This window comes from Massilia sp. Root418 (genome assembly GCF_001425265.1).
Taxonomy (GTDB): Bacteria; Pseudomonadota; Gammaproteobacteria; order Burkholderiales; family Burkholderiaceae_D; genus Rugamonas.
This window is the reverse complement of the sequence record NZ_LMEC01000021.1, coordinates 77,271-102,998: the sequence shown is the minus strand read 5'-3', so window position 1 is coordinate 102,998 and position 25,728 is coordinate 77,271. Positions and strand designations below refer to the sequence as shown.

Below are 25,728 nucleotides of genomic sequence, written 5' to 3'. Positions count from 1 at the left end.
AGTATTTCGCTGTGCGAAATACTAACCCTGACCCCATTTTCAGTTACAAAATCGAACGACTACTCTATTTTTTACGGCTACACTCCGGAGACAACCATAACTCTGGAGACCACCTGATGAAAAACTGGATCAAAGCCGGCGCCCTGGCCGCTGCCGCCGCCATGGCCATGGCCCCTGCCTTCGCCGACGACAGCTCGCCGGTCGGCCTGTGGAAGAATATCGACGATGTGTCCGGCAAGCCGAAGGCGCTGATCCGCATCAGCGAGAGCAACGGCGTCCTGCAGGGCAAGATCGAGAAGCTGTTCCGCCCCGCCGACCAGGACCAGAATCCCAAGTGCGACAAGTGCACCGACGCGCGCAAGGACCAGCCCATCCTCGGCATGGTCTTCATGTCCGGCCTCAAGAAGGACGGCGATGAATACACCGGCGGCGAGATCCTGGACCCGGACAACGGCAAGGTCTACAAGAGCAAGATGGAGCTGGCCGATGGCGGCAAGAAGCTGAAGGTGCGCGGCTATATCGGCGTACCGATGCTGGGCCGCTCGCAGACCTGGGTGCGCCAGGAGTAAGCCACAACAGCCACCCAGCCAGCCCGCCGCGCTAGGCCTTGGCCTTGCCGGACAGCCGCAGCGAATTGGCGTCGCTGCGGAACACCAGCGGCTGCAGCGTCCCCTGCGCCTGCGCGCGGTGGGCGTGCACCACAATCTCTTTCAGCTCGCCGTGCCGGGGCGATTTGGCGCACACCGGATCGGCGTTGGCCGCGTCGCCGGTCAGCGCCAGCGCCTGGCAGCGGCAGCCGCCGAAGTCCTTGTGCCTGTCGTCGCAGCTGCGGCAAGGCTCCTTCATCCATGCCTCGCCCCTGAACTTGTTGAACGCTTCGCTGCGATACCAGATCTCGCGCAGGCTGCTCTCGGCCACGTGCGGGAACGCCAGCCCCGGTATGCTGCGCGCCGCATGGCAGGGCAGCGCGGCGCCGTCCGCCGCCACCGCCATGAACATCGAGCCCCAGCCGTTCACGCAGGCCTTGGGCCGGCCCTCGAAATAGTCCGGCACTACGAACAGGATGCGCAAACGGTTGCCCACCCGCGCGCGGTAGCCTTGCACCACCGCCTCCGCCCGGCGCAGCTGCTCCTGCGTCGGCATCAGCTGCGCGCGGTTCACCAGGCCCCAGCCGTAGTACTGCGTGTTGGCCAGCTCCAGGTATTCGGCCCCCATCTCCAGCGCCATGTCGATGATGCGGTCCACGTGGTCGAGGTTGTAGCGGTGCAGCACCACGTTCAGCACCATCGGGTAGTCGAAGCGCTTGATCAGCGCGGCCACGCGCGACTTCAGTTCGTAGGTGCGGGTGCTGCTGAGGAAGTCGTTCATCTCGCGCGTGGAATCCTGGAACGACAGCTGGATGTGGTCCAGCCCCGCTTCGGACAGGCGCCGCAGCCGCGCCTCGGTCAGGCCGATGCCGGAGGTGATCAGGTTGGTGTAGTAGCCCAGCCGGCGCCCTTCGGCAACCAGCTCTTCCAGGTCATCGCGCAGCAGCGGCTCGCCGCCCGAGAAGCCCAGCTGCGCGGCGCCCAGCTCGCGCCCCTGGCGCAGCACGTCCAGCCATTGCGCGGTGCTCAGCTCCGCGCGGTTGGCGGCGTAGTCCACCGGGTTGTAGCAGAACGCGCAATGCAGGGGGCAGCGGTAGGTCAGCTCGGCCAGCAACCACAAGGGCGGCGCCACCGGCGCCTCGCCAGCCTGCCGGAGGGCCGCGTCAGACAAGCCAGCCCCGCTGCCGCGCGTCGGCCACGAAGGCCTGCACGTCCGCTGCCAGCCCGCTGGCGCTAAAGGCCTGCTCCAGCTGCGCCACGATGTCCGGCAGGCTGCTGCGGCCGTCGCAGCGCTTGAGGATCTCGGCGGCGCTGCCGTTCAGCTTCACCATGCCTTCCGGGTACAGCAGCACGTGCGCGTGCTGCGCCGCTTCCCACTGCAGCCGGTACAGGCGCGACAGCCTGGGGTGCTCCATCATCGTTTCCATGCTTGCCTCACCTGGTAAATTAGCCGTAGGCGCGGTCGATGGCGTCCATCATCGACCACAGCACATCAAGCTTGAACTGCAATATCTCCAGCGCCCGCTCCTGCTGCAGGCGGGTGGCGAAGTGCGACAGCGTGACCTGCAGGCCGTGCTCCACGTCGCGCTCGGCCAGCGAGATCCGGCTGCGGAAGTAGTTCAGGCCCTCGGAGTCGATCCACGGGTAGTTGCGCGGCCAGCTGGCCAGCCTGTCCTTGTGGATCCTGGGCGCGAACATCTCGGTCAGCGAGGAGCACACACCCTCCTGCCAGGGAGCCTGGCGCGCGAAGTTGACGTAGGCGTCCACCGCGAAGCGCACGCCCGGCAGCACGTGCTGCAGGGACCACAGTTCGGCGCGCGGGATGCCGACCGCCTCGCCCAGCCGCGACCAGGCTTCGATGCCGCCCGCGTTGTCGCCCCAGCCGTCGTGGTCGAGTATGCGCAGCAGCCAGCGGCGGCGCGTTTCGCGGTCCGGGCAGTTGGCCAGGATGGCGGCGTCCTTTTGCGGAATACGGAGCTGGTAGTAGAAGCGGTTGGCCACCCAGCCGCGGATCTGCTCCGGCGCCAGGCTGCCTTCCTGCATCCGCACGTTGAAGGGATGGTGGATGTGGTAGTGCTTTTCCTTGGCCAGCAATTGCGCCTGGAAGGTGGCCTGGTCCCAGCGGGGCGCCATGTTCATAGCAGTATCTCCATGCCGTCGTGGGCCAGCTCGATGCCGCGCCCGCGCAGCGCGGCATGCTGGGGCGAGTCTTCATCGAGGATGGGATTGGTGTTGTTGATGTGGACAAGGATTTTGCGGCTGGCAGGCAGGCCGTCCAGCACGTCCATCATGCCGCCGGGTCCGGATTGCGGCAGATGGCCCATGGCGGCGGCGGGCTTGCCGGAGAAGCCCAGCGCGATCATTTCATCCTCGCTCCAGAAGGTGCCGTCCACCAGCAGGCAGTCGGCCTCGCGCATGGCGGCGGCGGTGTGCGGCGCGATGGCGCCCAGGCCGGGCGCGTAGAACAGTTTTTTGCCGGTGATCTGGTCGTGCACCAGCAGGCCGATGTTATCGCCGGCTTCGGGCTGCCCGCGGTGCGGCGAATAAGGCGGCGCCTTGCTGTCGAGCGCCACCGCCGTGAAGCGGATGCCTTCCAGTTGCGGCACGGCGAAGCTGCAACGCTCGCCGTCCGCCACGGCCAGCTCGCGCCAGTCCACGCCGCAGTAGTGCGCCAGCACCTTCGCCAGCGGAAAGCCGCCCTGCAGGTCTTGCCACACCGGCGCGCTGCAGTACAGCGGGATACGGCGCCCTTCGCGCAGCATCATCAAGCCGGTTACGTGGTCCACTTGCGCGTCCATCAACAGCACGGCGGCAATGCCGCTGTCACGCGCGGCGCGGGCCGGCTGCAGGGCGGGCGTGGCGCGGATCTGGGTGAGGATGTCGGGCGAGGCATTGACCAGCAGCCAGTCGCTGCCGTTGGCCGAGATGGCGATGGACGATTGGGTGCGTGGGCTGCTGCGGAGGGTGCCCCGGCGCAGGCCGGCACAGTTGCGGCAGTTGCAGTTCCACTGCGGATAGCCGCCGCCCGCTGCCGAGCCGAGTACGATGATTTTCATGATGGCTTCCGATGACGCTGCGGCTGCCGAAGCCGGCAGCCGCAGCAAGGCTTAGCGATTGAACACGTACAGGGTGATTTCAAAGCCGAAACGGAAGTCGATGAACTCAGGTTTGCTCCATTGCATGACAGTCTCCTTATGGATAGGGATGGATTGAAGTCCCGCAGCGTGCTGCCCCGGAACGTTCCTCCTTATCCTCGCAACTTCCGTGCCGTGCAGTTGCGCGGCGCAGACGCCCCATCCTTCCTCTGCGCAGTGAGACGTTTCGAAACAGTTGTTCCAGGATGGGACAGCGCAGTGAAACACCGCAGTGAAGCAGCCCAGCCGTGCGCGGCGGGCGGCGCAAACCCGGCGCCAAGGACTATCCGCTGCTCAGCCGCTTCCAGGGCTCCATCCTGGCCAACGCCGGCACCATCAATTTCGAGCAGGCCCAGGTGCCGCTCGGCGACGGCAAGACCATCACGCTGGAAGGCAAGTTCCATAACTATTATTATGTGGCGCCGGCGAACATCGGCGATCTGGAAGTATTCCGCAGCTACCAGGCGGCGCTGGAACGCAGCCGGTTCAAAATCCTCTACGCCTGCGACGCGCCGGAACAGTGCGCCCGCCAGAAGCTGGGCGCCTACGCGGCCAGCTGGTCGGAGAAACCACAATCGTTCGTGGGCGGCTACTCGTCCATTACGCGCCTGGGCGAGAACGGCAATTACCCGCCGCGCTACCTGGTGGCGCAGCTGGCGCGGCCGGAAGGCAATGTGACGGCCATCCTCACGGTCCAGCCGCCCTCCAGCACGCAAAAGGACAACGGCGTCGGCAGCCCGTATTTCCTGCAGGTGATTGAATCGGGCGGCATGAAAGCCGGCAACGTGACGGTCAGTGCGGATGAGCTGGGCAAGGGCCTGGCGGCGGAGGGCAAGATCGCGCTGTACGGCGTGTACTTCGACACCGGCAAGGCCGAACTTAAGCCGGAGTCGAAAACGCAGCTGGACGAGATGGGCAAGCTGCTGACGCAGAACAAGCAGCTGAAGGTGGCCATCGTCGGCCACACGGACAACCAGGGCAGCCTGGAAGCGAACGGCACGCTTTCGCAAAAACGCGCCGAGGCGGTGGTGGCGGCGCTGGCGGGCACCTATAAGATCGACAGCAAGCGGCTAATGGCGCGCGGCGTGGCCAGCCTGGCGCCGGTCGCGTCCAACGGCACGGAGGCCGGACGCGCCAGGAACCGGCGCGTGGAGCTGGTGGAGCAGTAACTACGTGGAAGCGGGATCGGAACCGGGGCCGGGGCTGCGCAGGCTGGCCGCCTTGACCTTGGCCAGGTGCCGGTCCAGCGCGTTGGCAAAGCTCTGGCGGTCCGACTGGCTGAACGGCGCCGGGCCGCCGGTATCGACGCCGCCGCTGCGCAGCTCGTCCATGAAGGCGCGCATGGTCAGCATCTGCGCGATGTTGTCATTGGTGTAGAACTCGCCGCGCGGGTTGAGCGCCAGGCCGCCCTTCTTCAGCACGTCCGACGCCAGCGGGATATCGCCCGTGACGACCAGGTCGCCGGGCGCCAGCAGGCGCACGATTTCCTGGTCCGCCACGTCCGCGCCGGACGGCACCTGGACCGAGCGGATGAAGCGCGACGGCGGCACGCGCAGCAGCTGGTTTGCCACCAGGGTCACATTCATCTGCGCGCGCTCGGCCACGCGGTACAGGATCTCCTTGATCACGGCCGGACAAGCGTCCGCGTCCACCCAAATTTGCATGTACTGCTTTCTTTAAAAAGGAATATAGGCCATGCCGTTCTCGATGGCGCCTATCACCTGTGCCATGTTTTCCGCGCTTTCGCTGAAGCCAACCAGCAGCTCGGCGCGCGTGGCGCCCTGGTCCAGTTTCGTCATCCAGTGCGCGAGGCCGGCCTGCTCCGGGTCCCGGTGCAGCACGTTATGATACAGCTCCGTGACGAACTGCTGGTTCTGCAAGCCAGTACCGTACAGCCGCCCGTATTCGGCGCTGTTCAGGAAGCGGCCGGCAACATCGAGCAGCGTCCAGCCTTCATCGAGATGGGAAATCCAGAAGCCCAGCCCAGGCAGGTCGGGCTGGCGGTCGAACGCGGCCTGGTACAGGCGGTAAGCCTGGCCGGCCGTGCCGTCCACGTCCAGCGCGATAGTCTGGTCGGAAAACGCCACGCGTTCTACATTGACCAGCGTGTTGTTGATGCCCTGGCCGTCGGTGGCGATAAAGCTGCCGCCCGACTTGCGCAGCGTGAACTCGGTGCTGGCCTTGGCATACGTCACCTCGTCCAGGCCGTCGCTGCCCTGGATGATGGCGGCGCTGGGCGCCGGGCCACCCATCGGCGCGCCGTCCTGCACCACGAACTGGGTCGAAATGCCCATGGCGGCCAGCTGGGCCGCCGTGTATTCGGTGGCGTTGCCGCTCTGGTCGGTAACCACGGCGCTCAGCAGGTTGTAGGTGCCCCGCTCGGTGTCCGCAGACAGGGTGCCGGTGTAGGCGCCGCTGTTCAGGGTGCCGTCGAAGAAGGTGTCGCTGCCGCCGGCGATGCCGCCGATGGAGACGGCCGGGCCGGTGAAGGTGTCGAGATAGAAGTCATGGTCGAAGAACAGGTCCACGCCCGCCACGCCGCTGCCGGCGCCATCCTGCGCATGGGCGGTGAAACTGAGTTCCTTGGCGCCGCTGCTCAGGTCGATCACGGCCGGCAGCACCAGTCCGGTGAGCACGGGCGCCGTGGTGTCGGGCACGCCGCCGGTGACGGTCACGGCGGTGTTGTAGCCCATGGCAACCAGGTCGGTGTCGAAGTAGTGCTTGACGTTGCCCGCCATATCGAACACGGCAACTTCATAGATGCGGTACACGCCTGGCGGCGTGGCGGTGCTGACGGCGAACACGCTGCTGGCCGAGCCGTCGCTCAACGGATCGGCACTGCCCGGCAGGCCGATGCTGATGACCTGGCTGGGGCCGAGCGGCGAAATCACGGCCTGCTGCATCCACACCTGCGCCCAGCCGGGGCCGGAGCCGCCAAGTTCGTCGCGCGCGTCGACGCGCAGCGACAGGTTGCGCTGGCCGAGGCTGAGGTCCAGCGTGGATGACATGGAAAAGCTGACGAGACGGGGTACGGTAATGTCCATGGGGGAGTATCCGATCGAACTGAAGAAGTGGCGGCAGCTGGCTGAGCCAGGTAGTGCCGTACGGCAATATTCATCAGGTTAACCGGCTGCCCCGCAACATTCAATGACGCACGGGAATTACCATTAGTTACTGTCGCAACGCATCCACAACGCGACCGGGCGCACGTACGCCCAGTGCTGGCAAGGTGTTGGCGACGTGTTATCGCCTGTTGCCACTTCGTTATTTGCGTTTCAGTTCAATTTCAAACAACTTGGGCCATAGCTTTCCGGTTACAAACAACCGGCGCTTAGCGCTGTCGTAGGCGATGCCGTTCAGGACGTTGTCGCTGCCCGCCTCAATGCCGGCCTTGGCAGCCAGGCCGCTCAGGTCGATCCAGCCCAGCACGCGGCCACTGAAGGGGTCAATGCGGGCGATTTTGTCGGTCTGCCAGATGTTGGCGTAGATCTGGCCTTCCACCCATTCCAGCTCGTTAATCTGGGTCACCGGCTCGCCGTCGGCGGTCACGCGGATGCGGCGCGTCTGCTGCATGGTTTTCGGGTCCAGCACGCGGATGGTGGCGGTGCCGTCGCTCATGTAGAGCCGCTCGCCGTCGGTGGCGAGGGCCCAGCCCTCGCCGGGATAGCTGAACGTCTGCTTGAGCTGCAGGGTTTCGCTGTCGAAGATGAAGCCGGTCTGGCTGGTCCACGTCAGGCCGATGATGACGTTGCCCACTGCCGTGATGCCTTCGCCGAAGAACTGCTGGGGAATGTCGGTCTTCAGCAGCACTTTGCCGGTTTCCAGCGCCACCTTGCGCACCGAGGAGCGGCCGTTCAGCCCGGTGCTCTCGTACAGGATGCCGTTCTGGAACAGCAAGCCTTGCGTGAAGGCCTGCGGATCGTGCGGGTAGCTGCGCTTGATTTCGTAGCCGTACACGGGCACGGCAGCCTGCGCGGCCAAGGGCGCCAAACCGAGCGCCAGCGCGGCGGCCAGGCGCGCCGCCGTATTGAAAGTTGCGTTACGCATTATTGATCCCACAAGTCGCCGGTTGGATTGGTGCGCGGCGGGGTTACGCCAAAGTGCTGGTAGGCCGTTGCCGTGGCGACGCGGCCGCGCGGCGTACGCTGCAGGTAGCCCTGCTGGATCAAATACGGCTCCAGCACATCCTCGATGGTGTCGGCCGCTTCGCCGATGGCGGCGGCCAGGTTGCCGATGCCGACCGGGCCGCCGCCGAATTTGTACAGCACCGCTTCCAGCAGCTTGCGGTCCATCACGTCGAAGCCGACAGTGTCCACGTCCAGCATCACCAGCGCGGCGGCGGCCACGTCGCGCGTAATGTCGCCGTTGCCCTTCACTTCCGCGAAGTCGCGCACGCGGCGCAGCAGGCGGTTGGCGATACGCGGCGTGCCGCGCGCGCGGCGCGCGATTTCGGCCGCGCCTTCCACGTCGATGCTGGCCTTGAGCAGCGCGGCGCTGCGGCTGACGATTTTGGTCAATTCCGGCACGGTGTAGAACTCCAGCCGCGCCACGATGCCGAAGCGGTCGCGCAGCGGATTGGTCAGCATGCCGGCGCGGGTGGTGGCGCCCACCAGCGTGAACGGCTGCAGGTCCAGCTTCACGGAACGCGCCGCCGGGCCCTCGCCTATCATGATGTCGATCTGGTAGTCTTCCAGCGCCGGGTACAGGATCTCCTCGACCACCGGCGACAGGCGGTGGATCTCGTCGATGAACAGTACATCGTTCGCTTCCAGGTTGGTCAGGATGGCGGCCAGGTCGCCCGGGCGCTCCAGCACCGGGCCGGAGGTCTGGCGCAGGTTCACGCCCATTTCGCGCGCGATGATGTTGGCCAGGGTGGTCTTGCCCAGGCCGGGAGGGCCGAACAGCAGGGTGTGGTCCAGCGCCTCCTTGCGCCCGCGCGCGGCGGCGATGAAGATTTCCAGCTGGTCGCGGATCTTGGCCTGCCCGACATATTCATCGAGGTGCTTGGGGCGCAGCGCCCGTTCAATCGCCTCCTCGTTCGGCGAAGAAGGGGCGGCGTCGATGATGCGCTGCTCGGTGAAATTATCGGTCTGGATGCTCATGCCTGATTAACCTTTGGACAGCGCTTTCAACGCTTGCTTGATGCCGTCGGACACGCCGGCGCCGGCGGGAACGGTCTTCAGCGCCAGCAGCGCTTCCTTGTCAGAATACCCCAAAGCGATCAGCGCGTTCAGGATGTCCGCTTGCGCGTCGTGCACCGGGTGGGCGTGGCCGGCGCCGATGTCCGCGCCCAGCTTGCCCTTCAGCTCCAGCAGCAACCGCTCGGCGGTCTTCTTGCCGATGCCGGGCACCTTCACCAGGCGGCCCGATTCCTGCAGCGTGACCGCTTGCGCCAGGTCGGCGATCGACATGCCGGAGAGGATGGACAGCGCGGTGCGTGCGCCCACGCCGCTGATCTTGATCAGCTGGCGGAACACGGCGCGCTCCTCGGCGTTGCCGAAGCCGAACAGCAGGTGCGCGTCCTCGCGGATGGCCTGGTGGGTGAACAGTACTACCTTCTCGCCCACGCCGGGCAGGTTGTAGAACGTACTCATGGGAACGTCAACCTCGTAGCCCACGCCTTGCACGTCGACCAGCAGTTGCGGGGGATTTTTTTCAAGCAGGATGCCGGAGAGACGTCCGATCATGTGGGAACCTTCAGTAGGGTTTAATCGACCAGGCGGCCGCGGCGCATACGCAGGCCGGCCAGCGGGCTGGCGGCGGTGCCGCCGGCCAGGCTGATCAGCGCCAGCGCATCATGGCTGTTGGCGTGGCAGATGGCCACGCCAAGCGCGTCGGCCGCGTCCGAACCGGGCAGGCCCGGCAGCGCCAGCAGGCGCGCCACCATGTCCTGCACCTGGGCCTTGGCGGCCTTGCCGGTGCCGACCACGGCCTGCTTGAGCTGGGTGGGCGAATACTCCGCCACGGACAGGCCATTGCTCACCAGCGCGCAGATGGCCGCGCCGCGGGCCTGGCCCAGCAGCAGGGTCGATTGGGGATTGACGTTGACGAAAACTTTTTCGATGGCCGAACAGTCCGGCTGGTAGGTGGCGGCCACTTCACCCACCCCGTCCAGGATGACCTTGAGCCGGGCCGGCAGGTCGCCTTCGCCGGACTTGATGGTGCCGGACGCGATATAGCGCAGCTTCGCGCCTTGCTTGTGGATGACGCCGAAGCCGGTGGTGCGCAAGCCAGGGTCGATGCCGAGAATAATCATGCTCGGATTGTACATCAACAACATGGCTGACAAGCAGCAAAAGCTGTACATATGCACAGTGCAATAAAAACGGGGCCGGACAGGTTTCCCCGTCCGGCCCCGTTTCCGGGACGCTAGACTGAATTAATGGCGGAAGTGGCGGGTGCCGGTGTACAGCATCACCACGCCGCGCTCGTCGGCGGCGTCAATCACTTCCTGGTCGCGCATGGAGCCGCCCGGCTGGATCACGCAGGTCGCGCCCGCGTCCACCACCACGTCCAGGCCGTCGCGGAACGGGAAGAAGGCGTCGGACGCCACCACCGAACCGGCCAGGGCCAGGCCGGCGTTCTGCGCCTTGATGGAAGCGATACGCGCGGAGTCGATGCGGCTCATCTGGCCGGCGCCCACGCCCAGGGTCATGTTGTTGCCGCAGAAGACGATGGCGTTGGACTTGACGTACTTGGCCACGCGCCAGGCGAACATCAGGTCCTGCAGCTGCTGCTGGGTTGGCTGCAGCTTGGTCACCACTTTCAGGTCGGCCAGCAGCACGTTTTTCGAGTCGGCAGACTGCACCAGCAGGCCGCCGCCCACGCGCTTGAAGTCCATGGCGTTTACGCCGTTGCCGAGCGGGATTTCCAGCAGGCGCACGTTCTGCTTGGCCGACAGGATCTGCTTGGCTTCGGCGGTGAAGGACGGCGCGATCAGCACTTCCACGAACAGCTTGGCCAGTTCGGTGGCGGCGGTGCCGTCCACTTCCACGTTGAAGGCAATGATGCCGCCGAAGGCCGAGGTCGGGTCGGTCTGCAGCGCGCGCTTGTAGGCGTCGGCCGCGTTGGCGCCCAGCGCCACGCCGCACGGGTTGGCGTGCTTGACGATCACACACGCGGCGCTCTGGTCGAAGCCGCCCATCGATTTCACGCATTCCCACGCGGCGTCCGCGTCGGCGATGTTGTTGTACGACAGTTCCTTGCCCTGCAGCTGGGTGTAGTTCGCCAGCGCGCCGGCCACCGGCGCGAGGTCGCGGTAGAACGCGGCCGACTGGTGCGGGTTTTCGCCGTAGCGCATGTCCTGCACTTTTTCAAAGTGCGCGTTCAGCGTTTGCGGGTAAGCCGCGCGGGTGGCGTGCTCGCGGTCCGGGCCCAGGCTGGACAGGTAGTTGGCGATGGCGCCGTCGTACTGCGCGGTGTGCGCGTACACCTTCTTGGCCAGCATGAAGCGGGTTTCGTAGGACACGTAGCCAGGCGCGTTGTCGGTGGTCTTCATCTCGGCCAGCACGTGGCCGTAGTCGGACGGGTCGCAGATCACCACCACGTCCTTGTGGTTCTTGGCCGACGAGCGCAGCATGGCCGGGCCGCCGATGTCGATGTTCTCGATCGCGTCGTCCAGGGTGCAGCTGTCCTTGGCCACGGTGGCCTGGAACGGGTACAGGTTCACCACCACCATGTCGATGGTCGGAATGCCGTGCTCTTCCAGCTTGGCCATGTGCTCAGGGAAGTCGCGGCGCGCCAGGATGCCGCCGTGCACTTTCGGGTGCAGCGTCTTCACGCGGCCATCCAGCATTTCCGGGAAGCCGGTGTAGTCGGCCACTTCGGTCACGGCAACGCCGTTGTCGGCGAGCAGCTTGGCGGTGCCGCCGGTGGACAGGATGTTGACGCCCATGGCGGACAGGGCACGGGCGAAGTCCAGGACGCCGGTCTTGTCGGAAACGGAGATGAGAGCTTGTTTAATCATGGCTGTGGCTAGGTTGTTGAATGTTCTGTGGAGACAAAGGACAACTCACCGGCCGCATTGGCCGGTCACAGCCATGCAAGCCGGGACGTCAGCGGACCTTACAGCAGGCCGTGCTCCTGCAATTTCTTTCGCAGGGTGTTGCGGTTGATGCCCAGCATCTGCGCGGCATGCGACTGGTTGCCGTCGGCGCGGGTCATGACCACTTCGAGGATCGGACGTTCCACGGTCAGCACGACCATGTCATAGATGTTCGACGCCTGCTGCTCGCCCAAATCGTTGAAGTAATCTTCCAGCGATTTCTGGACGACTTCCTGAATGCTTTCTTTGCTCATTTTTATATATTTCTGCTAATTGATCTGCCACGTGGGCGCCGTTCAGGCGGCCAGCTTTTCTTCGGCGAGGCGGTATTGTAACCGCTCGCCATACTTCCATTGGGATTCGAAAAATTCTTTTACCGAGAGCAACTGTTCCTGCGTGGACTCCAGGCGGTTCATGCGCTGGCGGAATTCCTCGCCGCCTTCGAGGTCGCGCACATACCAGCCGATGTGCTTGCGCGCAGTCAGCATGCCCTTGCGCTCGCCGTAGAAGGCGTAGTGCGCCTGCAGGTGCTCGTCCATCAGTTCGGCCACCTCGGCCACCAGCGGCGCGGGCAGATGCGTGCCGGTGCGCAGGTAATGGTCGATCTCGCGGAAAATCCACGGGCGGCCCTGGGCTGCGCGGCCGACCATGACGGCGTCCGCGCCGGTCTTGTCCAGAACGAAGCGGGCTTTCTCGGGCGAAGTGATGTCGCCGTTGGCGACCACGGGAATGCCGACCGAGGCCTTCACGGCGGCGATGGTGTCGTATTCGGCGTCGCCGGTGTAGCCGTCGGCGCGGGTGCGGCCGTGCAGGGTCAGCATCTGGATGCCGGCCTGCTCGGCGATGCGCGCAATGCGCAGCGCATTCTTGTTTTCGCGGTCCCAGCCGGTGCGGAATTTCAGCGTGACGGGCACGTCCACCGCGCCCACCACGGCGTGCAGGATGCGCGCCACCAGGTCTTCGTGCGGCAGCAAGGCCGACCCGCACCAGTTGTTGCAGACCTTTTTCACCGGGCAGCCCATGTTGATATCGATGATCTGGGCACCCTTGTCAACGTTGTATTTTGCGCAATCGGCCAGTTCCTGCGGGTCCGAGCCGGCGATCTGCACGGCTTTCGGCTCCATTTCGCCGGCATGGTCGAGGCGGCGCGCACTCTTTTCCGAGGCCCACACGCGCGGGTTCGAGGCCGCCATCTCCGACACCGCGTAGCCCGCGCCCAGCTCCTTGCACAGCTGGCGGTAAGGCCTGTCCGTCACGCCCGCCATAGGGGCGACGAACACATTGTTGCGGAGGATGTGGGGACCGATTTGCACTGGGTGAGCCTGAAAATGGAGCGGGGAAACCGTGTATTCTAACCGAAGGTGTGCACAAATAATAAGCACTATTTATTCTGATTCCCACGCTTGTGCAGCTTGGCAGTTATGAAACTCAGTTTCCGGTGGGAATTTATGTGCACGGACGTGCCAGGGAGCCTGAGCTTGCCACTTAGATAATATCGTCCAGGACGAGCTGTTCGAGGTGGGCGGTTTCGCCCCAGCTTTGCAGCGTAAGTTTGCCATTGGCAAAAGTAAAACGGTTGATGCTGGCGTTCTTCACCTGAAAGTCGCGCGGGCTGTCCAGGGTCATGCCGGTGGCGGCGCGGTAGGCACATTCAAGCACGCCGCCGTGGGCCACGATGGCGATGGCCTGGCCCGGATGGCGCGCGCCCCAGGCGGCAATGGCGCCCGTGCTGCGCTGGAAGAACTGGCGAAAGCTCTCGGCCACGCGCTCGCCGGCCGGCATCACGGCGTCGATGTCGCGCGCCTGCCAGGCGGCGAATTCGGCCGGGTAGCTGCGTTCGATGTCGGCGTACAGCATGCCTTCGAACACGCCGTAGCAGCGCTCGCGCAGCTGCGCGTCCTGCTGCACCTTGCGCTGCGGCCCGGCCACTGCCTGCGCGGTTTGCAGCGCGCGCTGCAGGTCGCTGGAGATGATGGCGTGCAGCGGCTCGGCGGCCAGCGCGCGCGCCAGGGCCTCGGCCTGGCGCTGCCCTTCTTCGTTCAAGGGGATGTCAATGTGGCCTTGCAGGCGGCGCACGGCGTTCCACGCCGTTTCGCCGTGGCGTATCAGTAGGATGCTGGTAGTCATGTAACCCTGGTCTAGCGCGCCTGGGGATTCAGGCTGTAGGCGCCGATGATTTGTGCTTCGTCCAATATGTGGCCGCGCATGGCTTCGCACGCCTGCAGGCAGGTGAAACGGCCGTCGACCGGCAGGCGCGCCACGTCCAGCGCGTACAGGCGGAACACGTAGTGGTGCGCCAGCAAGTCGTTCCACGGTGGGCAGGGGCCATCATAACCGAAATAATCGCCCGCCATGCCCGGGTCGCCCGCGAACCAGCCGGTATAGTCGTTCACGCCCTGGCGCACGCGGTGCAGCGCGCCGTCCGGCATGCGCAGGGCCGACTCCGGGCCCGGTTTCCCCTTCGGCACGACACCGTCGGCCAGCTGGCCGGCGGCAATGGACGCCAGCGCGGGCGGGATGTCCACCAGCGCCCAGTGGTAGAAGTCGGCGCGCTCGTCGGAAGCGTCCAGCGTCTGGCCTTCCTGGTTGACCTTGGCCGCCTGGGCCGGCGCATCGCCGTCTATGCACAGCAGCACCAGCGACTCGGTGCCGTTCGGCACCTCGCTCCAGGCCAGGTGCGGGTTGCGGTTGGCGGCCAGGCGGATGCGGCTTTGCGGGCTGAGCGGATCGGCTTCGGCAAACGCGAACTCGGCCGGGATCCTGCCGCCTTTCTTGAATGAATCGCTCCACAGTTTCACCGCCGCCTCCGTTTCATGATTGTTTGGGCTCCACCTGCAGCCAGAACGTGACAGGGCCGTCGTTGGTCAGCGACACCTTCATGTCGGCGCCAAAGCGCCCGGTGGCCACCTGCGGGTGCTTGAGGCGCGCCTGGCGCACGAAATAGTCGAACAGCCGCGCGCCGTCCGCCGGCGCCGCCGCCGGCGTGAACGAGGGGCGGGTGCCGGACTTGGTGTCGGCCGCCAGCGTGAACTGCGGCACCAGCAGCAGGCCGCCGGCCACGTCCGTCACGCTGCGGTTCATCTTGCCCGCCTCGTCGGCAAACACGCGGTAGCCCAGCAGCTTGTGCAGCAGGGCGTCCGCTTCCTTCTCGCTGTCGCCGCGCTCGGCGCACACCAGCACCACCAGGCCGGCATCGATGGCGCCGATCCGCTCGCCGTCGACCACCACGGCAGCGCTGCTGACGCGTTGCAGCAGCCCTATCATGCGGTCAGGGTCACGCGCGCGAACTTGCGCTTGCCCACCTGCAGCACGAAGGTGCCGGCTTCCAGCTTCAGCGCCTTATCGCTGATGACGGTGCCGTCCACGCGCACGCCGCCCTGGTCCACCATGCGCGTCGCTTCCGACACCGAGGCGCACAGGTTGGATTGCTTGAGCAGCTGGGCGATGCCGGCCGGGGCGCCGGCCAGCGTAATTTCCGGCACGTCGTCCGGGATGCCGCCCTTGGAGCGATTCACGAAGTCGGCCAGCGCATCCTCGGCCGCCTGGCGCGAATGGAAGCGCTCGACGATTTCCTGCGCCAGCGCCACCTTGGCGTCGCGCGGGTTGCCGCCCTGCTCCACGGCGCGCTTCAGTGCCGCAACGTCTTCGATCGATTTCCAGGACAGGAGTTCATAGTAGCGCCACATCATCACGTCGGAAATACTCATGATCTTGGCGAACATGGTGTTGCCCGGCTCGGTAATGCCGATGTAATTGTTCTTCGATTTCGACATTTTTTCAACGCCGTCCAAACCTTCCAGCAGCGGCATGGTCAAAATGCACTGAGGCTCCTGGTCCCAGTCTTTTTGCAGTTCGCGGCCCACCAGCAGGTTGAATTTCTGGTCGGTGCCGCCAAGTTCCAGGTCGGCCTTCAGGGCCACCGAGTCGTAGCCCTGCATCAGCGGGTACAGGAACTCATGCACGGAAATCGGCGTGCCGTTCTTGAAGCGCTTGGTGAAATCGTCGCGCTCCATCATGCGCGCCACGGTGTAGCGCGAGGCCAGCTGGATCATGCCGCGCGCGCCGAGCGGGTCGCACCACTCGGAGTTGTAGCGGATTTCGGTCTTGGCCGGGTCCAGCACCAGCGAGGCTTGCTTGAAGTAGGTGGCGGCGTTCGCTTCGATCTGCTCGCGCGTGAGCGGCGGACGGGTGGCGTTGCGCCCGGACGGGTCACCGATCATGGAGGTGAAATCGCCGATCAGGAAAATCACCTGGTGACCCAGGTTTTGCAGCTGGCGCATCTTGTTGAGCACCACGGTATGGCCCAGGTGCAAATCCGGCGCGGTCGGGTCCAGGCCCAGCTTGATGCGCAGCGGCACGCCGCTCTGTTCGGAACGCGCCAGCTTTTGCGCGAATTCGGATTCGATCAGCAGCTCATCGACACCGCGTTTGGTGATGGCGAGCGCTTCCTGCACGCGGTCGGACAGCGGCAGAGCGGTGGGGGTTGCAGTTACCATAAGGGAGGCACAATTCTCGTGAAAATGTAGGATGAGTCCGATAGTTTGATATAATTCGCGATCCCATCAATCTTGCCGCATGAAAACTCGATAAGACGACAATTACAAAAACATCAAAGTTCGGAACAGTTCAAGCGGTAAATTTTAACTGATTGCATGAACCCTATAAACAAATTCACAAGCCAAGGCTTGGTCAACTTGCTAGGTTCGACGCGCAAGGCGCGCATCATGAGTGCATCGGCAATTTTCCTTGCTGTGTGCGCCTTTGGTGCGGCCGGCGTCGCGCCGCTCGCGCCCGACGCGGCGGATCTACCGGTCAAGTCTGTCTCCACCGCCCTCGAACTTCCGAACATCTCCGCGCAAATCGGCGCCCTCGAACAGCAAGAATCCACCGAAAAATACGTCCACGAAGAACGCATCCGCGCCGGCGACACGCTCGCCACGCTGATGACCCGTCTCGGCGTGGAGGATGACGCAGCCGAAACCTTCATCAAGAAGGACAAGGTCGCCAAAGGTGTCATGCAGCTGAAAACCGGCAAGCGCGTCCAGGCGCAGACGGACGAGAACGGCAACCTCGTGTGGCTGCGCGCCACCGTGGTTGACAGCCAGGACACCCCGGTCAAGAACATCCTGGTCAGCCGCAAGGGCGAAGGCTTCACCGCCAGCGAAGAGGCGGCCAAGCTCGAGCGCCGCGTGGAAATGCACGCGCGCACCATCAACTCCTCCTCGCTGTACGCGGCCACCGACGCCAGCAACGACGGCGCCAAGCTGCCCGACTCCGTGGTGCGCCAGATCGTGGAAATGTTCTCCACCAATATCGACTTCCGCTCCGACCTGAAGCGCGGAGACCATTTCAACGTGGTCTACGAAACCTTCTGGCAGGATGGCGAGTTCATCCGCGCAGGCCGCATCCTGGCCGGCGAGTTCACCAACCGCGGCGTGACCTACCAGTCGGTGTGGTTTGAAGACCCGAACAGCAGCCAGGGCGGCGGCTACTACAGCTTCGACGGCAAATCGCTGAAAAAGGCCTTCCTGAAATCGCCGCTGGAGTTCTCGCGCATCTCGTCCGGCTTCTCGATGCGGGTGCACCCGATTTCGGGCAACTGGAAAGCCCACAAGGGCATCGACTTCGCGGCCGCCACCGGCACCCCGATCCGCGCCTCCGGCGACGGCGTGGTGGACTTCGCCGGCACCCAGGGCGGCTACGGCAACCTGGTGGTGCTGAAGCACTGGTCCAACTACACCACCGCCTACGCGCACATGAGCCGTTTCGCTCCCGGCATCAAAAAGGGCAGCAAGGTCAGCCAGGGCGACGTGATCGGCTACGTCGGCAGCACCGGCTGGTCCACCGGCGCCCACCTGCACTACGAATTCCGCGTCGGCGGCGAAGCCAAGGACCCGAGCAAGCTGAACGTGCAAGCGCAAGCGCCACTGACCGCAGCCGAGCTGTCGCGCTTCAAGATGGTCTCCGGCGACATGATGCACCGCTTCGCCCTGCTGCGCCCCACCAACGCCAACGCCTCCAGCCTGGCCGCCAAATAAGCCGCCGCGCGCGGCCCAGCCCAACCCGAAAATGGGGTCAGGGTTAATTTTCCCGGAAATATTGCCTGGAAAATTAACCCTGACCCCATTTTCGCTGTGGTGAGGCACAATAGGGGAATCTATGTGGGAGGAGCGTATGAGCTTGTATATCGGCTTGATGTCGGGGACCAGCCTGGATGGGGTGGATGGGGTGCTGGTGGATTTTTGGGCCGGCGCGGCGCGCACCCTGGCGGCGGCGTATGTGCCCTTCCCGCCGGCGCTGCGCGAGGAGCTGATGGCGCTGCAGGCGGCCAGCCCGAACGAGCTGGAACGCGAGGCGCTGGCGGCCAACAGGCTGGCCGAGTTTTACGCACAGTGCGTGGCGGACGTGCTGGCGCAGACCGATATGAAGCCGGCCGATGTGCGCGCCGTCGGTTCGCACGGGCAGACCATACGGCACCGGCCTGAGCTGGGCTTTACGCGCCAGACCGGCAACCCGGCACTGCTGGCGGAGCTGTGCGGCATCGATGTGGTGGCGGACTTCCGCAGCCGCGACGTGGCGGCCGGCGGCCAGGGCGCGCCGCTGGTGCCGGCTTTTCACCAGGCGATGTTCAGCCAACCGGGCAAGACGCGGGTGGTGGCCAATATCGGCGGCATCGCCAATATCAGCGTGCTGCGCGGCGACGGCAAGGCGACCGGCTTCGATACCGGCCCCGGCAATGTGCTGATGGATGCGTGGATCGCCCGCCACCAGGGCAAGGCATACGACGAGGACGGCGCCTGGGCGGCGTCCGGCCAGGTGATCCAGCCGCTGCTGGACGCCATGCTGCGCGCGCCGTATTTTGCGTTGCCGGCGCCGAAAAGCACGGGCCGCGACCTGTTCCACGCAGACTGGCTGGATGCGCAGCTGGCGCCGTACGCGTCGGCCTCGCCGCAGGATGTGCAGGCGACACTGACGCAGCTGACGGTGGCGTCGCTGGCGGATGCAATCAGGGAGCACGCGCCGAAGACCGAGGCGGTGTATATCTGCGGCGGCGGGGCGTATAACGGGCTGCTGATGCGCAGCCTGGCGGCGGCGCTGGGCGTGCCGGTGGAGTCGACCGCTGCGCTGGGTGTGGAGCCGAACCGGATGGAGGCGCTGGCGTTTGCGTGGCTGGCGTTCCGCTTCAATGAGCGGCTGGCAGGCAATCTGCCGGCGGTGACGGGTGCGCGCGGGGAGCGCGTGCTGGGGGCGCTGTATCCGCGCTGAGGCTGGCGGGTTACGCTGCGCTAACCCGCCCTACAATGCGCCGCAAGCGGGCACGTAGGAACGTAGGGCGGGTCAGGCGTAGCCGTAACCCGCCATCGCTGGCTTAAGCCGAGAACGAGGAACCGCAGCCGCAGGTGGACTGGGCGTTCGGGTTCTTGATGACGAACTGCGCGCCTTCCAGGTCGTCCTTGTAGTCGATTTCGGCACCGATCAGGTACTGGTAGCTCATGGAGTCGATCAGCAGCTGCACGCCGTTCTTGTCCATGGTGGTGTCGTCTTCGTTGACGATTTCATCGAAGGTGAAACCGTACTGGAAGCCCGAGCAGCCGCCACCCTGCACGAACACGCGCAGTTTCAGGTCTGGATTACCCTCTTCTTCGATCAGCTGCGCAACTTTCTGCGCGGCGCTGTCGGTGAACACGATAGGGGCCGGGATGACTTCGTCTTGCACTTCGGCTACTGCATTCATGTGCTACTCCTAAAAATTCATACGGCCATTATAGACCTTAGTGGGGACTCGCGCTGTCGGGTGGCGATTTTGGCGGTTCAGACTGTTGTTGCCCGGCCTTCTTCGCCGCCTCCAGCAGCGCGTCCCGCTCGGCGGTGACGCGGACCAGTTCGGCCTGCACCAGTTCCAGCTGCTGTTGCGCCGTGGGTGCGCCCCGGCTGGCGCCGAAGATGCGCCCGCCCAGGTCCACGCCCCACACCACCAGCACGCCGGCCAGCGCCAGCACCACGGCAATCGCGCCCAGGCGCTTGAGCAGCGGCGCTTTTTGCTCCACCAGTACGGTTTCCGGCGCCGATGCGCCGCGTCCCTTCCATTTGCCGCTTTTCACGCGTTTTTCAAGCCCGGATTACGGCAGCAGCGCGATGTTGTCCAGGCCCATGCCTTCTTCCAGGCCGAACATCAGGTTCATGCACTGCACGGCCTGGCCGGACGCGCCTTTGACGAGGTTGTCCTGCACCACCAGCACGATGACGGTGTTGCCGTTGTCCGGACGGTGCAGCGCCAGGCGCAGCATGTTGGCGCCGCGCGTGCTGCGGGTTTCCGGGTGCGAGCCGAACGGCATCACGTCCACGAAGGGCTGATCCTTGTAGGCGTCTTCGAACAGGCCCTGCAGTTCCTCGTTGCTCACGTCCTTGGTCAGGCGCGCGTACAGCGTGGAATGCATGCCGCGTATCATCGGCACCAGATGCGGCGAGAAGATCAGGTTGACCTTGTCGTTGCTGAAACGTTGCAGCTGGGCTACCGTTTCCGGGGTGTGGCGGTGGCCGGACACGCCGTAGGCCTTGAAGTTGTCGCTGGACTCGGAGAACAGGATGCCGATCTCGGCCTTGCGACCGGCGCCGGACACGCCGGACTTGCAGTCGGCGATCAGGTTGCCGGCGTCGATGATGCCGGCCTTCAGCAGCGGCACGAAGCCCAGCTGCATGGTGGTCGGGTAGCAGCCAGGGTTGGCGATCAGCCTGGCGCCCTTGATGTCTTCGCGGTTCAGCTCCGGCAGGCCGTACACCGCCTCCTCGATCAGCTGCGGCGCGGTGTGGGGAATCTTGTAGGTCTTTTCAAATACGGCCTGGTCCTTGATGCGGAAGTCCGCCGCCAGGTCGATCACTTTCACGCCCGCTTTCAGCAGCGCCGGCGCCTGCTCCATCGCCACGCCGTGCGGGGTAGCGAAGAACACCACGTCGCACTGGGCCAGGTCGACCTTGTCCGGTGCGGAAAACGCCAGGTTCACGCGGCCGCGCAGGGAAGGATACATGTCAGCCACCGGCACACCATCCTCCTTGCGCGACGTGATTGCCGTCAGCTGCACTTGAGGGTGGACGGCCAACAATCGCAGCAGTTCCACTCCGGTGTATCCGGTGCCGCCGACGATGCCAACTTTGATCATGTTCTTTCCTTGGGAGTAAATGAAGAGGGGACGCCCATTTTAGCAGGGCTGAAAAAAAGCCGCCCGGCGTACCGGGCGGCTTTCTGGCCAGCATGCGCCGCAGCGCACGCTGTACGAAGCAAATTAACGCTTCGAGAATTGCTTTGCGCGACGTGCTTTGCGCAGACCAACTTTTTTACGTTCAACTTCGCGCGCATCGCGAGTGACGAAGCCGGCACGTGCCAGGTCGCCCTTCAGAGCTGCATCGTAGTCGATCAGTGCGCGGGTGATGCCGTGGCGCACAGCACCCGCCTGGCCGGACTCGCCGCCGCCGTGGACGTTGACTTTGATGTCAAAACGCTCAACGTTGCCGGTCAGTTCCAGTGGTTGACGGATCACCATCAGGCCGGTTTCGCGGGAGAAGTACTCAGCCGCTGGCTTGCCGTTAACGATGATTTGGCCAGTGCCTGCCTTGATGAACACGCGAGCCACTGCACTCTTGCGACGGCCGGTGCCGTAGTTGTAGTTACCGATCATGTCAGTTCCTTAGATTTCGAGTGCTTTAGGTTGCTGAGCAGCGTGCGGGTGCGAACCCTCGGCGTACACTTTCAGCTTCTTGATCATTGCGTAGCCCAGTGGGCCTTTTGGCAGCATGCCTTTGACGGCTTTTTCCAGAGCGCGGCCTGGGAAACGCTGTTGCATTTTCAGGAAGTTCGTCTCGTAGATGCCACCTGGGTAGCCCGAGTGACGGTAGTAGGTCTTCTCGGTTGCTTTGGTGCCGGTCACGCGCAGTTTGCCTGCGTTGATGATGACGATGAAGTCACCGGTGTCGACGTGCGGGGTGAACTCTGGCTTATGCTTGCCGCGCAGTCGGCGTGCCACTTCGCTGGCAACACGGCCGAGGACTTTGTCCGTCGCGTCAATCACGAACCAATCGCGCTGGACTTCATGGCCCTTAGCGGAAAAAGTTTTCATGTTATGACTTTCTGTGAAAGATAAAAACGCTCATCTGGTGGTTCCGCCCCGGTGTTGCAGCGGACGCATCCTTGTTGTTTACTTTCCCTGAGCGAATGGGAAAGCCGGCAATTATAGCCCGGCTTGCGTGCTGCGGTCAAGCCGTTTGGCGGGTTACGGCGTGCCGCCTAACCCGCCCTACGCCCACCGCACCCACCGCACCCACCGTGCCAACCGCGCCTGCCACGCTGCCGTAGGGCGGGTTAGCGCGGCACGCGCGTAACCCGCCGGATCAATAGCTGTACACATTGACCACGTTGAAAGTGGTGTCGGGCACGTACACGTTGCCCTTGTGCGCGTAGATGAAGAAGGGCATCCACACGCCGCCCGCTTCCGGGTATTTCTTGAACACCAGGTCGCCGGTCTTGTAGGCCAGCGTGTTGCCGGTGATCTTGAACACCTTCAGCGCCCGGTTCACCAGGTCGTTGACGATGAGGTTGTCGTCCTCGTCGATGCACAGGCTGGCCGGCAGGTAGAAGTTTTCATAGTCCTTTTCCAGGTCGTCGCAGTAGCCGGCCTGGCCGTAGCTCCACAGGCTCTTGCCCCGGCGGTCGAACACGCGGATGCAGTTGTTGAACTGGTCGCACACGAACAGGCGGTCCTGCGAGTCCACGTCCATGTCGCACGGGGTGAAGGAGGCCAGCGGCTTGCCGCCCTCTTCCCACACGAAGTTCTTGACGAAGGTAACGATGCCGGTCGCTTGCAGCTGCCACATGGAGATACGGTTGTTGAGCGAGTCGGCGATGTAGATTTCGCCATGGCTGTTGACGGTGATGCCCTGGGGCGCCTTCAAGGTACCGTCGCCGCCCACGCCTTCGCGGCCGAAGGGCATGCCGTAGTTCAGCAAATGCCCGTTGGGACCGTACTGGTACATGGACACCGTGCACATATTGAAGTTGGTGATGAAGATCAGCGGCGTCCCGGGGCAGACCTGGCCCAGCAGCGGCTGGGACGGATAGTAGGCCGTCATGGCGATGTCGCCCGGCGTGAAGAAGCCGCGCACCATGTCCTGCAGCTGGGCGTAGGGATTGACGGCGGTGTTGAAGGTCTTCAGGCACCAGTTGCCGGAATCGATGTTGTACGAGGCGGTGCCGACGTGGGCCAGCGGGTCCAGCCCGGCGGGCTTGAGCACGTGGTCGTACCAGTACTGGTAGGCGCCGGCCGTGGTCTTGGCCCAGCCGTCCCACCAGTTCTTGACCGGCAGCACGCCCGAGCCCTTGCGGTTGGGGTCGACCCGGATCACCGAGGTCATGCAGTTGAACTGCGAGGTGGAGAGCGCGTGCGAGGCGTTGTCGCGGCGGTGGCCGACCGAATCAAGCAGCACCGCCACGGTGGGCAGGCTGTCGTCGATGATGTTGATGCTCACGTGCAGCACCGTCGAGGCAAAGGGTTCGCTGATGTAATAGGTGTTCTTTTCCTTGCCGGCGCAGATCTGGTAGGGGCCGACGAAGACCCTGTCTTCCAGCGCGCCGTAGATCAGGTCGGTGTAGGAATGCACGGGTTCGGGTTCGTGGTTCCACATGGGCAGCATGCCCATCACCTTTTCCTGCAGCTTGCCTTCCGGGTTGTAGATCATGATGGCGTTTTCCACCTGGCCCGGCACGAAAACGTAGTCGTCGATCACGCACACTGAACGCATCACGTTGAACTTGCCGATGCCGGTGGGCTGGCCGAAGCCGTGCAGCAAGGCGGTTTCCCTGGTGGCCTGCACGGTGTCGTTCTTGACGGGCCAGGCGGTGTTGATCTTGAGGATCTCGTAGTAGCCGGTATTGGCCAGGTAGAGGTTGCCTTTCGAGTCGCTGGCCAAGCCTTGCGGCCACAGCAGGTCGTGGGTGCTGTCCAGGTCTTTCACCGAGCGGAACTGCAGCACGAACTCGCCTTCCAGCGTGAATTTCACGCAGCGGCTGCGCACGTCGCCTTCGGTATGGAAGAACTCGTCGGCCACGTAGAGGTAGTGCTCGCCGTCGGCTTCCTTGACGATGGTGATGCCGTTCGGGTCGGACAGCGGCATGAAGCTCTTGCTGGCCACGTTGCCGAAGGCGAACTGGAAGCCGGCGCTGTGCTCGTCGTACTCGAACGCCACCACGCGGCCGTTGCCCATGTCGGTGCAGTACATGATGTCGTCGGTGGGGTGCGGGCACAGGTGGAAAGGCATCAGCAGGCGCTGGTCCAGGCCGGTGCTGCCGGGCACGCCGTCTATCACGTGCAGCAGCGTTTCAAAGTCCGCGGTGAACACCAGCACGCGGCTGTTGCCGGTATCGCACACCCATACGTGGTTGTAGTTGTCGCGCGCAACGCCGACCGGCGAGTTTAAGGTGAAGTTGTCGGGCAGCTGGCCGCTCTGGGTCGTGCCGGGCAACGCCAGCTCGCCGTAATGGCACAGGTGCTTGAAATTGGTCTCGGGGGCAGCGATGTGGCTCATTTGTACCTACCTGTTTGAAAGGGATGGACACGAAGCAAAAGGGGAAACCCAGCCCTCAAGTATGCGAGATTGCGTGGCAGGGAGCAATGTTTATGTTGCAGTGCGTTGCATGCGGCTACCCACGGCAATCCACTCGTAGCGCGCACTGCAGCATGCAAACATGCTGCGCCGCACCAGCACGCGGCGGCCGGCGCGCAGCGCGGCAGGCTTTGCTCCATTACAATAGTGGCGAAGATTTTTTACGGAGAGATGAAATGGAATGCAAAGTCAGCTGGAACGGCCCGTCAGGGATGAGCTTTTTGGCCCAGACCGGCTCCGGCCACCTGGTGACCATGGACGGCGCGCCGGATGGCGGCGGCCACAACCTGGCGCCGCGCCCGATGGAGATGGTGTTGCTGGGCACGGGCGGCTGCACCGCGTATGACGTGGTGCTGATCCTCAAGCGCGGCCGGGAAGACGTGCGCGGCTGCGAGGTGACCTTGAAGGCCGAGCGGGCGGACACCGATCCCAAGGTATTTACCAAGATTCATTTCCACTTTACCGTCACCGGCAAGAATCTGAAGCAGACCACGGTGGAGCGCGCGGTGTCGCTGTCGCACGACAAGTACTGCTCGGCGTCCATCATGCTGGCGAAGACGGCCGAAATCACGCATTCTTACGAGATTGTGGAAGGCTGAGATTGGCGGGTTACGTGCTGCGCACTAACCCGCCCTACGGTACTTCGATCCCTTGTCCGCGTTCAAATGTAATACGCGGTGCCGGTCATGAGCTTGCCCATGGCGGTCATGGCCAGCCGCGCCGGCAGCGGCGCGGTTTCCGCCCCCATCTGCTGCGCCGCCGCGCCGTGCGCCACTTCATCCACCCGCATCTGCTCGACAATCGCGCGCGACTTGGCGTCCTGCGGCGGCAGCTTGTCCAGGTGGCTGCTCAGGTGCTTTTCCACCTGGCGTTCCGTTTCCACCACAAAGCCGAGGCTGCGCGCGTCGCCCATCACGGCAGCCACGGTGCCCAGCGCGTAGGCACCGGCGTAAAACAAGGGGTTGAGCACGCTGATCCGCGAGCCCAGCTCGCCCAGCCGCTGCGCAGTCCACGCCAGGTGGTCTTCTTCTTCACGCGATGCGTGCTCGAACTGGCGGCGGATGTCGTCGCTGCGCGCAAAGCGGGCTTGCGAGTTGTAGAGCGCTTGCGCCATCACTTCGCCCACGTGGTTTACCCGCATCAGGCCGGCGGCATGGCGCTGCTCGGCTTCCGTCAGCGCGGCGTCCGCCGCGTGCGCGGCCGGGTTGGGGCGCGAGGCCGATGCCACGCCGGCCATGACGCGCAGCGCCTTGTCGGCGCCGGCAATGAAACGGTCCAGGGGAGTGTGGAAATGGTTTGCTGCCATGATGTT

General features: G+C 64.5%; 30 protein-coding genes. 5 read left to right on the top strand and 25 right to left on the bottom strand.

Translation table 11 applies throughout. The features are described 5' to 3' along the window. The first annotated feature begins 116 nt into the window (after window positions 1-116). Window positions 117-569 (top strand): DUF2147 domain-containing protein, encoded by a 453-nt coding sequence (locus ASC94_RS18550; protein WP_056398436.1) that lies wholly within the window; start codon window positions 117-119, stop codon window positions 567-569. Between the two features lie 31 nt (window positions 570-600). Here ASC94_RS18550 and pqqE read toward each other — a convergent pair whose 3' ends face one another. The 5 genes from pqqE to pqqA are packed head-to-tail and all read right to left on the bottom strand — an operon-like array spanning window position 601 to window position 3,769. After that, on the bottom strand, window positions 601-1,758 hold the full coding sequence (gene pqqE, locus ASC94_RS18545) for a pyrroloquinoline quinone biosynthesis protein PqqE (RefSeq protein ID WP_056398433.1): 1,158 nt from the start codon (window positions 1,756-1,758) through the stop codon (window positions 601-603). Continuing rightward, complete coding sequence (pqqD, locus tag ASC94_RS18540; RefSeq protein ID WP_056398430.1) at window positions 1,751-2,014, bottom strand: pyrroloquinoline quinone biosynthesis peptide chaperone PqqD; 264 nt, start codon at window positions 2,012-2,014, stop codon at window positions 1,751-1,753. The genes pqqE and pqqD overlap by 8 nt, the downstream gene beginning before the upstream one ends. A gap of 19 nt (window positions 2,015-2,033) precedes the next feature. Further along, window positions 2,034-2,726: a pyrroloquinoline-quinone synthase PqqC gene (gene pqqC, locus ASC94_RS18535; protein WP_056398426.1), complete on the bottom strand. Its 693-nt coding sequence runs from the start codon at window positions 2,724-2,726 to the stop codon at window positions 2,034-2,036. Further along, window positions 2,723-3,643: a pyrroloquinoline quinone biosynthesis protein PqqB gene (pqqB, locus tag ASC94_RS18530; protein ID WP_056399650.1), complete on the bottom strand. Its 921-nt coding sequence runs from the start codon at window positions 3,641-3,643 to the stop codon at window positions 2,723-2,725. Before pqqB ends, pqqC begins: the two co-directional genes overlap by 4 nt. 51 nt (window positions 3,644-3,694) lie before the next feature. Further along, window positions 3,695-3,769: a pyrroloquinoline quinone precursor peptide PqqA gene (gene pqqA / locus ASC94_RS34350; protein ID WP_093552962.1), complete on the bottom strand. Its 75-nt coding sequence runs from the start codon at window positions 3,767-3,769 to the stop codon at window positions 3,695-3,697. 200 nt (window positions 3,770-3,969) lie between these two features. On the opposite strand from pqqA, the gene ASC94_RS18525 reads away from it, so the two are divergent. Continuing rightward, on the top strand, window positions 3,970-4,890 hold the full coding sequence (locus ASC94_RS18525) for an OmpA family protein (RefSeq protein WP_056398423.1): 921 nt from the start codon (window positions 3,970-3,972) through the stop codon (window positions 4,888-4,890). Here the strand turns inward: ASC94_RS18525 and ASC94_RS18520 are convergent, their stop codons facing one another. The 13 genes from ASC94_RS18520 to tyrS form a co-directional block, all read right to left on the bottom strand. Beyond that, on the bottom strand, window positions 4,891-5,385 hold the full coding sequence (locus tag ASC94_RS18520) for a YaiI/YqxD family protein (protein WP_056398420.1): 495 nt from the start codon (window positions 5,383-5,385) through the stop codon (window positions 4,891-4,893). A 12-nt stretch (window positions 5,386-5,397) separates the two neighbouring features. After that, complete coding sequence (locus ASC94_RS18515; protein ID WP_157201513.1) at window positions 5,398-6,765, bottom strand: DUF4214 domain-containing protein; 1,368 nt, start codon at window positions 6,763-6,765, stop codon at window positions 5,398-5,400. A 220-nt stretch (window positions 6,766-6,985) separates the two neighbouring features. Then, entirely contained in the window at window positions 6,986-7,768 is a 783-nt protein-coding gene (locus ASC94_RS18510; RefSeq protein WP_056398413.1) for a glutaminyl-peptide cyclotransferase, read from the bottom strand. Continuing rightward, window positions 7,768-8,823 (bottom strand): Holliday junction branch migration DNA helicase RuvB, encoded by a 1,056-nt coding sequence (ruvB, locus tag ASC94_RS18505; protein ID WP_056398412.1) that lies wholly within the window; start codon window positions 8,821-8,823, stop codon window positions 7,768-7,770. The genes ASC94_RS18510 and ruvB overlap by 1 nt, the downstream gene beginning before the upstream one ends. A 6-nt stretch (window positions 8,824-8,829) precedes the next feature. Beyond that, a complete protein-coding gene (gene ruvA, locus ASC94_RS18500; RefSeq protein WP_056398405.1) occupies window positions 8,830-9,408 on the bottom strand; it encodes a Holliday junction branch migration protein RuvA in 579 nt (192 codons plus the stop codon). A 20-nt stretch (window positions 9,409-9,428) separates the two neighbouring features. Beyond that, entirely contained in the window at window positions 9,429-9,977 is a 549-nt protein-coding gene (gene ruvC, locus ASC94_RS18495; RefSeq protein ID WP_056399647.1) for a crossover junction endodeoxyribonuclease RuvC, read from the bottom strand. Window positions 9,978-10,100: 123 nt separating this feature from the next. Further along, a complete protein-coding gene (gene purH, locus ASC94_RS18490; protein WP_056398402.1) occupies window positions 10,101-11,687 on the bottom strand; it encodes a bifunctional phosphoribosylaminoimidazolecarboxamide formyltransferase/IMP cyclohydrolase in 1,587 nt (528 codons plus the stop codon). Window positions 11,688-11,785: 98 nt separating this feature from the next. Next, the gene (locus ASC94_RS18485) at window positions 11,786-12,019 is read right to left on the bottom strand and encodes a helix-turn-helix domain-containing protein (protein WP_056398400.1); all 234 of its coding nucleotides are present in this window, start codon (window positions 12,017-12,019) and stop codon (window positions 11,786-11,788) included. 42 nt (window positions 12,020-12,061) lie between these two features. Continuing rightward, window positions 12,062-13,078, bottom strand: a complete 1,017-nt coding sequence (gene dusB, locus ASC94_RS18480) for a tRNA dihydrouridine synthase DusB (protein ID WP_082616659.1) — start codon at window positions 13,076-13,078, stop codon at window positions 12,062-12,064. Window positions 13,079-13,250: 172 nt separating this feature from the next. Then, window positions 13,251-13,892 carry a histidine phosphatase family protein gene (locus ASC94_RS18475; protein ID WP_056398393.1) on the bottom strand — a complete coding sequence of 214 codons (642 nt, stop codon included), beginning with the start codon at window positions 13,890-13,892 and terminating at the stop codon, window positions 13,251-13,253. Between the two features lie 11 nt (window positions 13,893-13,903). After that, entirely contained in the window at window positions 13,904-14,563 is a 660-nt protein-coding gene (locus tag ASC94_RS18470; RefSeq protein WP_056398389.1) for a YbhB/YbcL family Raf kinase inhibitor-like protein, read from the bottom strand. Window positions 14,564-14,576: 13 nt separating this feature from the next. After that, window positions 14,577-15,029 carry a D-aminoacyl-tRNA deacylase gene (dtd, locus tag ASC94_RS18465; RefSeq protein WP_056398388.1) on the bottom strand — a complete coding sequence of 151 codons (453 nt, stop codon included), beginning with the start codon at window positions 15,027-15,029 and terminating at the stop codon, window positions 14,577-14,579. After that, window positions 15,026-16,261: a tyrosine--tRNA ligase gene (gene tyrS / locus ASC94_RS18460; protein WP_056398385.1), complete on the bottom strand. Its 1,236-nt coding sequence runs from the start codon at window positions 16,259-16,261 to the stop codon at window positions 15,026-15,028. Before tyrS ends, dtd begins: the two co-directional genes overlap by 4 nt. A 156-nt stretch (window positions 16,262-16,417) precedes the next feature. Between tyrS and ASC94_RS18455 the strand changes: the two genes are divergently transcribed. Then, window positions 16,418-17,803, top strand: a complete 1,386-nt coding sequence (locus ASC94_RS18455; RefSeq protein ID WP_056398381.1) for a M23 family metallopeptidase — start codon at window positions 16,418-16,420, stop codon at window positions 17,801-17,803. A 136-nt stretch (window positions 17,804-17,939) separates the two neighbouring features. Further along, complete coding sequence (locus ASC94_RS18450) at window positions 17,940-19,031, top strand: anhydro-N-acetylmuramic acid kinase (protein ID WP_056398379.1); 1,092 nt, start codon at window positions 17,940-17,942, stop codon at window positions 19,029-19,031. A gap of 103 nt (window positions 19,032-19,134) precedes the next feature. Here ASC94_RS18450 and erpA read toward each other — a convergent pair whose 3' ends face one another. The 6 genes from erpA to ASC94_RS18420 form a co-directional block, all read right to left on the bottom strand. After that, on the bottom strand, window positions 19,135-19,500 hold the full coding sequence (gene erpA, locus ASC94_RS18445) for an iron-sulfur cluster insertion protein ErpA (RefSeq protein WP_056398376.1): 366 nt from the start codon (window positions 19,498-19,500) through the stop codon (window positions 19,135-19,137). A gap of 37 nt (window positions 19,501-19,537) precedes the next feature. Continuing rightward, the gene (locus tag ASC94_RS18440; RefSeq protein WP_056398374.1) at window positions 19,538-19,867 is read right to left on the bottom strand and encodes a hypothetical protein; all 330 of its coding nucleotides are present in this window, start codon (window positions 19,865-19,867) and stop codon (window positions 19,538-19,540) included. 18 nt (window positions 19,868-19,885) lie between these two features. After that, window positions 19,886-20,923, bottom strand: coding sequence for an N-acetyl-gamma-glutamyl-phosphate reductase (argC, locus tag ASC94_RS18435; protein WP_056398371.1), 1,038 nt, complete (start codon window positions 20,921-20,923; stop codon window positions 19,886-19,888). Between the two features lie 123 nt (window positions 20,924-21,046). Further along, the gene (rpsI, locus tag ASC94_RS18430) at window positions 21,047-21,439 is read right to left on the bottom strand and encodes a 30S ribosomal protein S9 (RefSeq protein ID WP_056398368.1); all 393 of its coding nucleotides are present in this window, start codon (window positions 21,437-21,439) and stop codon (window positions 21,047-21,049) included. A 9-nt stretch (window positions 21,440-21,448) separates the two neighbouring features. Beyond that, window positions 21,449-21,877: a 50S ribosomal protein L13 gene (gene rplM / locus ASC94_RS18425; protein ID WP_056398365.1), complete on the bottom strand. Its 429-nt coding sequence runs from the start codon at window positions 21,875-21,877 to the stop codon at window positions 21,449-21,451. Window positions 21,878-22,148: 271 nt separating this feature from the next. Then, window positions 22,149-24,338, bottom strand: coding sequence for an NHL repeat-containing protein (locus tag ASC94_RS18420; RefSeq protein ID WP_056398363.1), 2,190 nt, complete (start codon window positions 24,336-24,338; stop codon window positions 22,149-22,151). 254 nt (window positions 24,339-24,592) lie between these two features. On the opposite strand from ASC94_RS18420, the gene ASC94_RS18415 reads away from it, so the two are divergent. Next, the gene (locus ASC94_RS18415; RefSeq protein WP_056398361.1) at window positions 24,593-25,015 is read left to right on the top strand and encodes an OsmC family protein; all 423 of its coding nucleotides are present in this window, start codon (window positions 24,593-24,595) and stop codon (window positions 25,013-25,015) included. A 62-nt stretch (window positions 25,016-25,077) separates the two neighbouring features. On the opposite strand, the gene coq7 is transcribed toward ASC94_RS18415, so the two are convergent. Further along, window positions 25,078-25,722, bottom strand: a complete 645-nt coding sequence (gene coq7 / locus ASC94_RS18410; protein WP_056398359.1) for a 2-polyprenyl-3-methyl-6-methoxy-1,4-benzoquinone monooxygenase — start codon at window positions 25,720-25,722, stop codon at window positions 25,078-25,080. Window positions 25,723-25,728: the final 6 nt, after the last annotated feature.

Coding starts and splice junctions, on each gene's coding strand:
- ruvC (WP_056399647.1), bottom strand. CDS start 9,977: ATGATTATTCTCGGCATCGACCCTGGCTTGCGCACCACCGGCTTCGGC.
- ASC94_RS18485 (WP_056398400.1), bottom strand. CDS start 12,019: ATGAGCAAAGAAAGCATTCAGGAAGTCGTCCAGAAATCGCTGGAAGAT.
- erpA (WP_056398376.1), bottom strand. CDS start 19,500: ATGAATGCAGTAGCCGAAGTGCAAGACGAAGTCATCCCGGCCCCTATC.
- argC (WP_056398371.1), bottom strand. CDS start 20,923: ATGATCAAAGTTGGCATCGTCGGCGGCACCGGATACACCGGAGTGGAA.
- ASC94_RS18415 (WP_056398361.1), top strand. CDS start 24,593: ATGGAATGCAAAGTCAGCTGGAACGGCCCGTCAGGGATGAGCTTTTTG.
- ruvB (WP_056398412.1), bottom strand. CDS start 8,823: ATGAGCATCCAGACCGATAATTTCACCGAGCAGCGCATCATCGACGCC.
- pqqB (WP_056399650.1), bottom strand. CDS start 3,643: ATGAAAATCATCGTACTCGGCTCGGCAGCGGGCGGCGGCTATCCGCAG.
- ASC94_RS18455 (WP_056398381.1), top strand. CDS start 16,418: ATGAACCCTATAAACAAATTCACAAGCCAAGGCTTGGTCAACTTGCTA.
- pqqD (WP_056398430.1), bottom strand. CDS start 2,014: ATGGAAACGATGATGGAGCACCCCAGGCTGTCGCGCCTGTACCGGCTG.
- ASC94_RS18475 (WP_056398393.1), bottom strand. CDS start 13,892: ATGACTACCAGCATCCTACTGATACGCCACGGCGAAACGGCGTGGAAC.
- dtd (WP_056398388.1), bottom strand. CDS start 15,029: ATGATAGGGCTGCTGCAACGCGTCAGCAGCGCTGCCGTGGTGGTCGAC.
- rplM (WP_056398365.1), bottom strand. CDS start 21,877: ATGAAAACTTTTTCCGCTAAGGGCCATGAAGTCCAGCGCGATTGGTTC.
- coq7 (WP_056398359.1), bottom strand. CDS start 25,722: ATGGCAGCAAACCATTTCCACACTCCCCTGGACCGTTTCATTGCCGGC.
- pqqC (WP_056398426.1), bottom strand. CDS start 2,726: ATGAACATGGCGCCCCGCTGGGACCAGGCCACCTTCCAGGCGCAATTG.
- ASC94_RS18450 (WP_056398379.1), top strand. CDS start 17,940: ATGAGCTTGTATATCGGCTTGATGTCGGGGACCAGCCTGGATGGGGTG.
- ASC94_RS18510 (WP_056398413.1), bottom strand. CDS start 7,768: ATGCGTAACGCAACTTTCAATACGGCGGCGCGCCTGGCCGCCGCGCTG.
- ASC94_RS18520 (WP_056398420.1), bottom strand. CDS start 5,385: ATGCAAATTTGGGTGGACGCGGACGCTTGTCCGGCCGTGATCAAGGAG.
- purH (WP_056398402.1), bottom strand. CDS start 11,687: ATGATTAAACAAGCTCTCATCTCCGTTTCCGACAAGACCGGCGTCCTG.
- rpsI (WP_056398368.1), bottom strand. CDS start 21,439: ATGATCGGTAACTACAACTACGGCACCGGCCGTCGCAAGAGTGCAGTG.
- ruvA (WP_056398405.1), bottom strand. CDS start 9,408: ATGATCGGACGTCTCTCCGGCATCCTGCTTGAAAAAAATCCCCCGCAA.
- ASC94_RS18420 (WP_056398363.1), bottom strand. CDS start 24,338: ATGAGCCACATCGCTGCCCCCGAGACCAATTTCAAGCACCTGTGCCAT.
- ASC94_RS18550 (WP_056398436.1), top strand. CDS start 117: ATGAAAAACTGGATCAAAGCCGGCGCCCTGGCCGCTGCCGCCGCCATG.
- ASC94_RS18515 (WP_157201513.1), bottom strand. CDS start 6,765: ATGGACATTACCGTACCCCGTCTCGTCAGCTTTTCCATGTCATCCACG.
- tyrS (WP_056398385.1), bottom strand. CDS start 16,261: ATGGTAACTGCAACCCCCACCGCTCTGCCGCTGTCCGACCGCGTGCAG.